Source organism: Microcystis sp. LSC13-02, assembly GCA_002282935.1.
Classification (GTDB): Bacteria; Cyanobacteriota; Cyanobacteriia; order Cyanobacteriales; family Microcystaceae; genus Microcystis.
The window spans coordinates 1-11,991 of the sequence record MTBT01000194.1; the positions used below are offsets into that span (position 1 = coordinate 1).

Annotated in this window: 8 protein-coding genes and 1 pseudogene; 7 read left to right on the plus strand and 2 right to left on the minus strand. The window is 44.5% G+C overall.

The window, feature by feature from the left end:
- Positions 1–129: 129 nt before the first annotated feature.
- From nadB to BGL89_RS11745, 6 genes are all read left to right on the plus strand, one after another.
- Positions 130–1,797 (plus strand): L-aspartate oxidase, encoded by a 1,668-nt coding sequence (gene nadB / locus BGL89_RS11720; RefSeq protein ID WP_286825851.1) that lies wholly within the window; start codon positions 130–132, stop codon positions 1,795–1,797.
- Between the two features lie 210 nt (positions 1,798–2,007).
- A complete protein-coding gene (locus tag BGL89_RS11725; RefSeq protein WP_286825852.1) occupies positions 2,008–3,102 on the plus strand; it encodes a HEAT repeat domain-containing protein in 1,095 nt (364 codons plus the stop codon).
- The gene (locus BGL89_RS11730) at positions 3,099–4,142 is read left to right on the plus strand and encodes a glycosyltransferase (RefSeq protein ID WP_286825853.1); all 1,044 of its coding nucleotides are present in this window, start codon (positions 3,099–3,101) and stop codon (positions 4,140–4,142) included. Before BGL89_RS11725 ends, BGL89_RS11730 begins: the two co-directional genes overlap by 4 nt.
- Before the next feature lie 82 nt (positions 4,143–4,224).
- Entirely contained in the window at positions 4,225–5,115 is an 891-nt protein-coding gene (locus BGL89_RS11735; protein ID WP_286825854.1) for a TPM domain-containing protein, read from the plus strand.
- Between the two features lie 54 nt (positions 5,116–5,169).
- The gene (locus BGL89_RS11740; protein WP_286825855.1) at positions 5,170–5,904 is read left to right on the plus strand and encodes a LemA family protein; all 735 of its coding nucleotides are present in this window, start codon (positions 5,170–5,172) and stop codon (positions 5,902–5,904) included.
- 428 nt (positions 5,905–6,332) lie between these two features.
- Positions 6,333–7,769 carry an SAM-dependent methyltransferase gene (locus BGL89_RS11745; RefSeq protein WP_286825856.1) on the plus strand — a complete coding sequence of 479 codons (1,437 nt, stop codon included), beginning with the start codon at positions 6,333–6,335 and terminating at the stop codon, positions 7,767–7,769.
- Positions 7,770–8,081: 312 nt separating this feature from the next.
- On the opposite strand, the gene BGL89_RS11750 is transcribed toward BGL89_RS11745, so the two are convergent.
- Positions 8,082–9,647: a B12-binding domain-containing radical SAM protein gene (locus tag BGL89_RS11750; protein ID WP_286825857.1), complete on the minus strand. Its 1,566-nt coding sequence runs from the start codon at positions 9,645–9,647 to the stop codon at positions 8,082–8,084.
- 903 nt (positions 9,648–10,550) lie between these two features.
- Between BGL89_RS11750 and BGL89_RS11755 the strand changes: the two genes are divergently transcribed.
- Positions 10,551–11,651 carry an alkene reductase gene (locus BGL89_RS11755; protein WP_286825858.1) on the plus strand — a complete coding sequence of 367 codons (1,101 nt, stop codon included), beginning with the start codon at positions 10,551–10,553 and terminating at the stop codon, positions 11,649–11,651.
- Between the two features lie 69 nt (positions 11,652–11,720).
- Here the strand turns inward: BGL89_RS11755 and BGL89_RS21265 are convergent.
- Positions 11,721–11,810, minus strand: a pseudogene (locus BGL89_RS21265) (PEP-CTERM sorting domain-containing protein); the annotation flags it as partial.
- Between the last annotated feature and the right edge of the window lie 181 nt (positions 11,811–11,991).

An 11,991-nucleotide genomic window follows, 5' to 3' on the forward strand; every position in this document is an offset into this window, starting at 1 on the left:
CACATTTTAGCATATATTTGGTAAATGCGCTAGTATTTAACGGTAAAGCCGTCGTGAAACGACGGGGTTTCAGACCCAAAATTTTCGATGAAGTGCTAGAATAAATAGAATTTATCAATTAACCCCTCAATGGTCGTTTCCTCGCAACTGCCGAGTTATCAAGATGTTTTAGTGGTGGGATCGGGAGCGGCGGGATTGTATGCCGCGCTGTGTTTACCCCCTAACTTAAAGGTGGGTTTAATTAGCAAAGAAGATTTAAAAACTGGGGCTAGTGATTGGGCGCAGGGAGGAATTGCGGCGGCCACGTCCCCGCAGGATTCCCCCGTTTTCCATTTAGAAGATACCCTGAAAGCTGGAGCGGGCTTATGCGATCGCAATGCCGTGCAGTTTTTAGTCGAGAAAGCCCCCCAAGCGATCGCTGATTTGCTGCGGTTGGGGGTTAGTTTTGATCGCTCTGGAGACGACTTAGCCCGCACTCTTGAGGCTGCCCACTCCCAGGCCAGGGTGCTGCACGCAGCTGATCGCACGGGGAGAGCGATCGTCAGTACCCTGATGGAAAAAGTGACCGAGCGCCCCAATATTACCATTATTCCCCAAGCGATCGCGCTGAAACTCTGGCTTGACCCGGAAGGGCAACGCTGTCAAGGTATTTGTTTACTCCATCAAGATCATCTCTGTTGGATGCGAGCGCAAGCAGTCATTCTGGCTACGGGAGGCGGCGGTCAAGTCTATGCCCAAACCACTAATCCCGCCGTTAGCACGGGGGATGGAGTCGCCCTGGCTTGGCGTGCGGGGGCAGTGATTCGCGACCCGGAATTTTTTCAGTTTCACCCCACCGCTTTGACTGTGCCGGGGGCACCGCGGTTTTTAATTAGTGAAGCGGTGCGCGGCGAAGGAGCGCATTTAATTGATGCCCAGGGGCGGCGTTTTGCCTTCGATTACCATCCTGCCGGAGAATTAGCCCCCCGGGATGTGGTGAGTCGGGCGATTTTTAGCCATTTGCAGAAAACCTCCGACGATCCCGCCCATGCCAAAGTATATCTAGATTTAAGACCAATCGAACCGGAGCGTCTGCGTTATCGTTTCCCCAATATTATCCGCATCTGTCAAAAATGGGGCATTAATGTGCTTGAGGATGTGATTCCGGTCGCCCCCGCCGCTCACTATTGGATGGGAGGAGTGGCCACAGATTTAAACGCCCGCACTTCTCTATCCGGTTTGTATGCGATCGGCGAAGCGGCTAGTACAGGTGTTCATGGAGCCAATCGTTTAGCCAGTAATTCTCTCTTGGAATGTATTGTCTTTGCGGCAAATTTAGTTGCAATAGGTCTAGAGCCAGAAAACTTTCCTGGGGAAAGACCAGAAAAACCCTTAGAAATTGCGGAAAACTGGCAGGAAGAACAGGAAGACTGGCAAAAAGTACGGAGAGAATTACCGATTTTAATGTGGGAAAATGCGGGAATTTGCCGATTTCAAAATGAGTTAGAAATTGCTATCCTACGGGTGCAGCAGTGGAAACAACAGTTAGAATCCTTAAAGATGGGCCAATTTCTCCAGAATCTTCTCCCCGACAAAGAACAATTATTTTTGTGTCCCTCGGTGCAGTTAGAAATAAGAATAGCGATCGAGACGTTAAATCTTCTAGACATCGCCTACTTAATTCTGGAAAGTGCCTTATTACGAGCAGAAAGCCGAGGCGGTCACTATCGGGGCGATTATCCAGAAACCGTAGCTAATTGGCAAGTACACACGACTATTCAAGGTCGAAAATGGCGCAAAACGCCTGTGCAAGCTTAATTAAGCCAGTTTTTCACAGATAATCCCTAAGCTCTAAACAGTGGACTCTATCCTCGCTCGTAGGAGCCGTACTATTCGCCCCACGCTCACCGAGGGCTTTTCCCAATCATTGCGGTCTATGACCCATCTCTGGAGTTCAGTGCTTTTCATTTATGGCTTTTAGGCTATTATAACTTTTACCCCCCCCCCCTAAACAGTTACATTAATTCTATGATCAAACCCAATTTCCTATTGTTGTTAGCTATCGGTGTGAGCAGTTGGGGTCATAATTTCCAGACTTTACCCACGGCTAACGCTCAAACTCCCCCTAGGTTAGAGCAACCCCAGACTGTGGCCACTTACGATCAGTTGATGAAAGCTGGTTACGAAGCCACAGCCCAAAAAAATTACCAACTCGCCCTAGAAAAATTTCAACAAGCTCTGGCACAACGTCCGAACGATACATCTGCTCAAAATGCGATCGCTAATATGCAGAAGTATCTAGGTCAAAACGCCACGGCTGCCAACGCCGCCGCCGGAAATGAGACTTCACCAATACCGTTAATTGCTGGCTCGGCTCTGTTATCGATCGCTTTATTGGCAGCTTTACTATCGCTTTTCTTTCAATATCGTCCCAAGGGCAAAGCCTCAAAACGCCGCAAAAAGACAACTTACGTCACTCCTAAAAACCCACTCAACAACTTTTCTAGGGGCAATGGCAATTCCTTCAATAGGGACAGCAACACCGGCAGTGACATTAATGGCAGTGGTGAAGAGGATTTCGAGCCTTCTTTGCCCGTACAAGCTACCTCCCGTATCCCGAACGTAGACTTAATCCTGCGTTTAATTGAAAGTCTTCGCGATGACGATCCCCGCACCCGCAGACGGGCGGTTTGGAAGCTGGCACAGATGTCCGATTCTAGGGCAATGCAGCCTTTAGTCGATAGTATGGTGGATGGGGATTCCTACGAACGCAGTTTAACCCTAGAAGCCCTCGCTCAAATCTGTACCCGCTCCCTGCGACCGATGAACCAAGCTTTGGCTATCTCTCTCCAGGATAAAAATCCCCAAGTGCGGAAAAATGCTATCCGGGATTTAACCAGACTCTACGATATCATGTCTCAGATCAGTCAATTAATTTGTCATGCCCTCGATGATTCCGATGAAGAAGTGCAAGAAACAGCACGCTGGGCAATCAGACAGTTAAATCTGCAATTACCGCCCCGTTTAGATATTGCTCCCCTAGAAACCACTGGTGAACCGGAAGATGATGACGTACAGGATACTTCCTTCACTGAAACCACACCCACAGAGGTGCAAAATTGAGTCGAAAACTGTTATTTATCTCCACCCCCGTGGGATTTTTGGGTTCGGGGGGCGGCGGTGGCGTAGAATTAACTCTTTATAATCTCGCTCGCACTCTGACTAAGCAAGGCTATCCGGTGCGGGTAGTGGCTCCAGAAGCCTCGCATTTGCAGGATATCCCCTTAATCACTATAGCAGGAAATGCCCAGATTTCCGCCCAAAGTCAGGGCCGGCAAGCCCCGATTTTAATGCCCGAAAATGCCGTTTTGGCCAATATGTGGCACTACGCCCAACAGGTACAAAATCAGTACGATTTAATTATTAATTTTGCCTACGATTGGCTCCCTTTTTATCTCACTCCTTTTTTTGCCACTCCCGTCGCCCATTTAGTCAGCATGGCTTCCGTTTCTTTGGCGATGGATCATATTATTCAAAAAACCTACAGCAATTTTCCCCATTTACTCGCTTTTCACACCCTCGCCCAAGCAGAAACTTTCTCCCTCTCTCCCCCCTATCGCTGTTTGGCTAATGGTTTAGACGTATCTTTGTATCAGTTTCGGGCTGATTCCTCCCCCTGTCTAGCCTGGGTGGGACGGATTGCCCCGGAAAAAGCTTTAGAGGATGCGATCGCCGCTTGTCAACGGTTAGGTGTACCTTTACGGGTTTTCGGTCATATTTCCGATCCTCTCTACTGGCAAAATTTACAGGATACCTATAGTTTCGATTTAGTGGATTATCGCGGGTTTTTGCCCACCGAGAGCCTACAAAAAGAGCTAGGCGACTGTTTTGGCCTGTTGATGACCCCGCGCTGGGTTGAGGCTTTTGGTAACGTGGCTATTGAAGCTTTAGCCTGTGGTGTTCCCGTAGTTGCCTATCGTCGTGGTGGTCCAGTAGAAATTATTGAAGATGGAAAAACTGGTTTTTTAGTTGAACCCGATAGTATCGAGGGATTAGTTACAGGAATTAAAAATTTAGACCGGATCGATCGATCTTTTTGTCGTAAAATAGTCGAGCAAAAATATTCCCTGGAAGCTTTAGCAAATCGGGCTATTAATTGGTGAGGCAGCAGGGTTTTTAGCTGAAGTCTAATATAATTACTCACTTGCATAAATGAGATGCTCCCAATATAGTGGAAGCAGGACGATGTTTCAAGAGTGCCTTTCTGTCACCACACAGCAACGGAAAGGCACAAATACTCACTTACTGGAGGTGAAAGTCATGAAAGCTTTAGCAGTTAAACCTAATCCAGTTATTTGGCTCAGTTCGCTCTGCGTGGCTTTTTGCCTGGTTCCTTGTTCTGGTCTAGCTCTGACGGTTCAAGAAGTACCCAATCCTCGACAAGTTTCCGGGGGATGGGTGACAGATAAAGCCGAGATTCTTCAACCGGAGACAGAAACCCAACTGAACCGGATGATTGCTCGGTTGGAAGCCAAAAACGGAGCGGAAATAGCAGTGGTAACTGTACCGGAAACTGCTCCCGCCGCCTCTCCTAAAGAGTTTACGACCAACCTTTTCAACTATTGGAAAATTGGCAAAAAAGGCCAAGATAACGGCGTGCTATTTTTGATTTCAGTCAAAGACCGCCGCGTGGAAATTGAGACAGGATATGGAGTAGAGGGGATTTTACCCGATGCGAAAGTTGGCAATATTATCGAGACAGAGATAACGCCGCGCTTCCGGCAAAAAGATTTTGATGGCGGGACTTTGGCGGGGACAAGAGCCATAATTGTCTCCTTAGAACCATCCTTGAGTAAAGAGTTGACTCAAGATACCCCCCAGAATGATAGCCGAGGAGTACAACATTTCTGGATGTGGTTAGTTGCTCTGTGGTTGGGTTCGGTTATTTTTTACCTGATATATAGGATTAGCCTCTATCTAATTAGCGGCGGCAGTAGTTTTAGTGGTGGAGATAGCGGCGGCAGTAGTTTTGGTGGCGGAGATAGTGGCGGCAGTAGTTTTGGTGGCGGAGATAGCGGCGGCAGTAGTTTTGGTGGCGGAGATAGTGGCGGCGGCGGTGCTGGCGACAGTTGGTAATGGCTGTTTGTGATCAAACACAGTGAATCTTTTGGAAATTTTCTAAGGTTAGCCATGAACGACGAAGAAATTCGCATTCCTGAAGAAATTGTGCCAGAAGTGCTAGAACTGGCCTCGCGATACTATGCTGATTACACCCAGAGCTTCTCCGAGTCGGAATTAGTAGCGGCTGCCAAAGAAGTGCGGATTCCGGCTGAATTTATCCAACAAGCGATTCGGGAAGTTCAGACGCAACGCCAGCAAAAGTTAGAGCGACAGAAGAAGGCGATACAACAACGCCAGAGATTGCTATCTGTGGGGGTAGCTATACTAGGGGTGATTGCGCTTTCGGGAATGTGGACATATAATACCCTGGTGAGTTCTGCCTCAAGAGTAAGTGCAGCTTGGGCGCAAGTGGAAAACCAACTCCAGCGGCGTGCCGATCTGATCCCCAATCTCGTCAGCGTCACACAAGCATCTGCTCAACAGGAAAAAGCCTTAGTCACCTTGCTGGTGCAATCCCGTCAGTCCTATTTGCAAGCACTAACCCCCGCACAAAAAGCCGCTGCTATCGCCAAAATCGATCAGGCGATCGCAAGTTTCCACCAGTATGCCGCAACGAATCCGCAGTTACAGTCTAGCCAACTGTTTATCAACCTCCAGTACGAAATGGCAGGCACGGAGAACCGCCTAGCGGTGGAACGGATGCGATACAATCAGGCGGTACAAGCTTATAATCAGCAAGTCCAAGCCTTTCCCACCTCGCTCCTCGCTAAAGCTTGGGGATTTCACCAGCAGTCCTTTTTCTAAGCCACGAAATGAAAGTTGAACCCGATAGTATCGAGGGATTAGTTACAGGCATTAAAAATTTAGGTTCTTCGTTACTTGGTATGGTTCGATAGGGGGGCATAAATCGACTAAATCCTTATCTGGCAAGAGATTTAATTGATTAGTTCGCTCTTGTCGTAAAATAGTCGAGCAAAAATATTCCCTGGAAGCTTTAGCAAATCGGGCTATTAATTGGTTTGAAGAAATTTTTGCTTGCAGTCAAAAATAAATAGGCTCTCTTGGTTTAGTCTGGTTAAATCTAGCCTAGCATAAACTTTTCTATCGGGTTATCCCAGAAGGGTTCGGGAGCAACCACAGAGGCACAAAGAACACAAAGTGAAAAAAGCTAGGGTAATCGATCTTGCCGGTCAAGAAGAAGGATTAATAGCCATTTATAGAGAGAATTAGTCATGCAAGCTTCTCAGGTTAAAATTGAATATGGAGACTTTCAAACTCCCCCGGAGTTAACCGAAAAGATTTGTCAAAAATTATGGCAAATTCATGTTAAACCCGATGTTATTATTGAGCCAACTTGTGGTATAGGTAACTTTTTAAAAGCGGCATCACTTACCTTTAAACAAACTGAAAAAATCCTTGGCTTTGAAATTAATCCTGATTATATCACTCAGATTAATCAAGATCGGCAAATATCCCAAGATCAAAGAATACAAGTTGAACAGAAGAATTTTTTTGATTGTGACTGGTATTCTCTGACTCAACCATGGACAGAAAATATTTTATTCTTGGGGAATCTGCCTTGGATAACCAACTCAAAACAAGGACTTATTAACGGAAAAAATTTACCTCAAAAAAGCAATTTTCAACGCTATCACGGTTTAGATGCCATCACGGGAAAAAGTAATTTTGATATTTCAGAGTGGATGTTAATTAAGCTCATCGAATGTCTTGATCGACGTTCAGCTTATCTGGCAATTATCTGTAAAACAGCGGTATCTAGAAAAATTTTAAACTATATCTATACTCACAAAATTAATCTCGTTTACTCGGCAATTTATCCGATCAATACTCAAAAATATTTTCAAGCTAATGTAGATGCTTGTCTTCTATTTTGTCAATTTGATTCTCATTCAGAAAATTATTTTTGTGATGTTTTCAATAGTTTTGAAGAACGGGAATTTCAGCGCATTGGTTATCAAAATAATATCCTAGTCAGAGATTTAAATACTTTTACTAGATTAGAATATTTATATCATCGGCATCCTCAAGAAAAATGGCGTTCAGGAATTAAACATGATTGTTCAAAAGTCATGGAATTGCAGTTGGTTAATGGAATTTTTGTCAATGGTTTAAAGGAAGTCGTTGATCTTGAACCCACCTATCTTTATCCTCTCCTTAAAGGTTCAGATGTAGCACAAAATCGCCTAAAGGTTATCAATAAATACATTTTGGTAACTCAGAAGTTTATCGGTGAATCTACAGAAAATATACGGTATCTAGCCCCAAAAACTTGGCAATATTTAGTTAATCATAAAAATTATTTTCTGGAGAGAAAGAGCAAAATTTATCAAAATCAGACAGACTTTTGTATATTTGGGGTGGGTTTTTACAGCTTCTCTCCTTTTAAAATCGCCATTTCTGGACTTTATAAAAAACTAAATTTTAACCTGATATTACCCTATAAAAACCAACCGGTTATTTTCGATGATACCGTTTACTTCTTAAGCTTTGATGATTTAGATACCGCTCAAAAAACCTTACAGCTTCTCAATTCTTCCCTAGGCAGAGAATTTTATTCCTCCTTGATATTTTGGGATGAAAAAAGACCGATAAAAACCCGTATTTTAAATAGTTTAAATTTATCAGTTTTAGCCGAGAAGGTGTTATAATGTAAGCTTGAATTTTAGCCGTGTTAATCACCCAGACTAGGAGATATTTTATGATCGGGTTTTCATCACACACAGGAGTCAATAAGTCAATAATACTAAATCTGGTTATTCTGGTTATTAAAGACTAATTATTTATTTCCACTTTTGCCTTTTGCATGAGTGCCTTTTGCCTGTCCTCATAAGTAGCCTATACTCAACGGATTTAGTATGACTGGACAGTCAAACAACCCCACTCGCTTTTTGTTGCTCTACTTTGGGGTAGGATTCAAGAGCGCTGTTTAGGGATAAATGACTGTTCGTCTGCGATATTGTCTAGTTTTTGAGCGTTTTTTCCAGCTGGGCTACCCTTGCTTTCTGTTGCTTCAAATCGGCTAGTTGTTTTAGTAATTGTTCTCTTACTTCATAGCGATAGGCAAAAAAATGCTCACCTATCCCTAGGGTCGCTAGATACTCTTCTACCAGACGGGGCTTGACCCAAGCAATCACCGCCAGTTGCCACCAGAAACGGAACCGCGTCGGTCGGACAATCCCCTGCCGCCAGAGCAAGGAACGGAACAATTGCCACTGTTGCCCATCTAATTTACGGTTCGATTTGCCGCGCCATCCCCCCATGATCATGAAATGGTTGAAGGTTCGTTTCAGGTAGTTAACAGGATCGTAGATTTCCCAGAAAGCGTCGATGTATTCTTCGGTAATCTCTTCCACCGGGCGAGTTGGCTCAAAGTTCATCATGGCTCCCTGATGGATAGTGCCCATGCCATCCACCAGACGACCTTCCCGTTGCAGGCGATTCCACAGGGCGGTATTTTTCAGTGCCTGGAGCAGGCTAAACTGCCCCTGGGGAATACTCGCCTCCATAATAAACTCTTTGATCCGCTGCCCTGCGCCAGGTTTCTCATTGTCAAAACCGATAATGAAACCAGACATAATCTGCAGCCCCATGCGGGTAATTTTGTGACAGGATTCGATCAGGGATTGGCGGGTGTTTTGAACCTTGTTAATGCCCATTAAGCTATCGGTATCTGGGGTCTCAATCCCCATAAACACCAGCACAAAGCCGGCCTTGACCATTAACTCGATCAGTTCGCTGTCTTCGGCCAGATTAAGGGAAGCTTCCGTAATCAGTTTAAAGGGATACTGGTGTTGTTCCATCCAAGGGATCAACTCCCGCAGAAACACCTTGGCATTCCGCTTATTGCCAATGAAGTTGTCATCCACCACAAAAATGTAGCGCCTCCAGCCCAGTTGGTATAACGTCTCCAACTCAGCCAACATTTGTTCTGGGGTTTTGGTGCGCGGTTTGCGGCCATAGAGGTTGATGATGTCACAAAATTCGCATTGAAAGGGGCAACCGCGAGAAAACTGCACGGTAATCGCCAGATAGGCATCCAGATCTAGCAGATCATAGCGGGCGATCGGTGTCATGGTTACATCTGGTTTCTCACTGGCTCTAAAGACACCACTCGGTTCACCCCGCTCCAGGGCCGCCAGGAACAGAGGGATTGTCAGTTCTCCTTCATCCAGAATCAGGTAATCTGCCCCAGCTTTTTGGGCAACTTCTGGATAGGAGGTGGGGTAAGGCCCACCCACAGCCACTTTTTTACCCAACTGCAACCCTTTGGCAATCAATTCTTGAAAGTCTTTTTTCTGAATGATCATGGCGGAGATGATTACCAGATCGCACCACTCCCAATCCGAAGCCGTTTCCAATCGGACATTGCGATCAACAAACCGGATTTCCCAATCCGATGGCAACAGGGCCGCCACCGTAATTAAACCCAGAGGCGGATTGGTTGATCTCAAGCCGGCTAGATCTAAAGTCTCTTGATAGGACCAAAAGGAGTTGGGCATCAGCGGCCACAGTAATAGGGCTTTCATTCAGGTGTCTCCAACGAAGAAGCTATATGCTTTACATACTAGCCACAAAGCCCAAGTTGATCAAGACTTTTTTAACATCTTTTTTTACTAATAAATTAGTTCTAAATAAATTGTAAAAAAAATTGCGATTTTTTCGAGATTAGCACAATTAAATGCACGATGCTTGCTAAAAACTCGGATTTTCCGATTTTTATCAACACGCTGTAGGGGCTGTCTGCATCTTTTGGGTATTTTTGGGTAGGTTTAATAAAAAATTCTGATTTTGAAAAACCCTCTTACAATTCGCAAGCACCGAAGAGTAATGATTTCGTTTTAGTCCCTAGAAAGTCTGTTTTATCGGCAAAACACCAGTTACTAGACATCTCCACAATGACTATTCTGGTCAGGTAAAGATAAGCGTAATTACACTATTTTTACAGAATTGGAGAAAAAATTTTCTCCTATCAATTTTCGTCTTTATGACAAGCGGGAGGGAAAAAATAAGAACGATGACTTGAGAGAAATGGTCAAGGAGGTGATGGAATGGGGGTAGTCCCCTCATCCATAACTGGGGACAGGTAAATCTGTGGTATTATTTGGGCGATCGGATAGTTTAGGTTCCTATCTCTTTAGATTTAAGCAATATTTATGATGCCGAAGTTGCTAAGAAATTTATCATGAGTCAACCACCAGAAAATATAGTTTATGTCTCTTTAATTTTGGACGATGAATAAATTCAATAACTGGTAATTATAGTCAGATTTATGACCAAGATCAATTATAGTCAGCTAGTTGATCCGATTAATTATCCTAACTTAGGAGAGGGACAATCTCGCAGATAGCCAGTCAATCATCCTTGGGTGTGATTGTCTGGTTTTAACTAATTGCGGTAAAATTAACCTAAATTCTCTATCGGCAAATTCGATGACTTCCTTCACTACTTCCCTGGCTCTTTTAAGTCAATTTAAATTGGGAGATTTAAACCTAGAAAATCGTCTTGTGCTTGCTCCCATGACGCGAGCGCGAGCCGGAGAAAAACGTCTGGCCAATGAGATAATGGCCGAGTATTACCGGCAAAGGGCCAGCGCAGGATTAATGATTACGGAAGCGACGGTAATTTCTCCCCAAGCTAACGGTTGGCAAAATACCCCCGGTATCTACACCGATGAACAAGCGCAAGCATGGCAAATGGTGACAAAAATCGCCCAAAGAAAAGGAACACCAATGTTCTGTCAATTGTGGCACTGTGGTCGCGCTTCTCATTCTAGTTTTCAGGAAAATGGGGCTTTACCCGTTGCCCCTTCCGCAATTAAGATTAAGGGGGAGTTGCATACACCCATCGGCAAACAGCCCTACGAGACCCCTAGAGCCTTAGAAACCGAGGAAATCCCCGCAATTGTCGAAGATTACCGCAAGGCCGCTCAGAGGGCAAAATTAGCGGGGTTTGATGGGATAGAAATTCACGGAGCTAATGGTTATTTAATCGATACTTTTCTACAATCGGCCACTAATCAGCGTCAGGATAAGTACGGTGGCAGTTGGGAAAATCGCTATCGTTTTTTACAGGAAGTAGTCGAGGCAATTTTAACTGTTTTTCCCAGTCATCGGGTGGGGGTGCGTCTATCTCCCAATGGGGTTTATAATGACATGGGTTCCGAGGATTTTCGAGAAACTTTTCTCTATGTTGCCCAAAGATTAAATGAGTATAATTTAGCTTATTTGCATCTGCTAGATGGCTTGGCTTTTGGTTTTCATGAAAAGGATCAACCGATGCTTTTATCCGAGTTTCGGGCTGTTTTTAATAGTGCTTTAATCGGCAATTGTGGTTATACCAAAGAAACTGCTGAAGCCGCTATTCAGTTGGGAGATGCGGATTTAATTGCTTTCGGTCGCCCCTATATCAGTAATCCCGATTTGGTGGAAAGATTCGCCAATAATTGGCCTCTTAATCCCGATGCCCAGATGAAAGATTGGTATTCTTTTGACAAGGAAGGTTATATCGATTTTCCCAGTTATAAACCCTAGTTATACTAAATCCAGTTATTAAAGACTGATTATCTATTCCTCCTTTTGCCTCTTGCCTCTTGCCTATCCTGAAAAAATAGCGGCATGGGTGGGAATGGCACTGAAAACGGCACAAGTCACCGCAGGAAGGCAAAGGGCTTTTAGCAGTTGATTAGTCATTTTTGATTGATGGCAAGTTTAAGAATGGGGAAAAATTGCTATTTATACCCCATAAATAATTGCTTAACAGTAATAAGCATCATAATCCTACCCCCCCCGAATTTGTCAAGTATTCTCCGTTTTTTATTGATGAATCCGGAAAAAAGCCCATCAGGGAGAGAGTGGAAGGGTTCGCCAAGGA

Bases quoted from the DNA above. Each gene is read 5' to 3' on its own strand.
- nadB (WP_286825851.1), top strand. From the start codon at position 130: ATGGTCGTTTCCTCGCAACTGCCGAGTTATCAAGATGTTTTAGTGGTG.
- BGL89_RS11740 (WP_286825855.1), top strand. From the start codon at position 5,170: ATGAACGACGAAGAAATTCGCATTCCTGAAGAAATTGTGCCAGAAGTG.
- BGL89_RS11750 (WP_286825857.1), bottom strand. From the start codon at position 9,647: ATGAAAGCCCTATTACTGTGGCCGCTGATGCCCAACTCCTTTTGGTCC.
- BGL89_RS11735 (WP_286825854.1), top strand. From the start codon at position 4,225: ATGTTTCAAGAGTGCCTTTCTGTCACCACACAGCAACGGAAAGGCACA.
- BGL89_RS11745 (WP_286825856.1), top strand. From the start codon at position 6,333: ATGCAAGCTTCTCAGGTTAAAATTGAATATGGAGACTTTCAAACTCCC.
- BGL89_RS11725 (WP_286825852.1), top strand. From the start codon at position 2,008: ATGATCAAACCCAATTTCCTATTGTTGTTAGCTATCGGTGTGAGCAGT.
- BGL89_RS11755 (WP_286825858.1), top strand. From the start codon at position 10,551: ATGACTTCCTTCACTACTTCCCTGGCTCTTTTAAGTCAATTTAAATTG.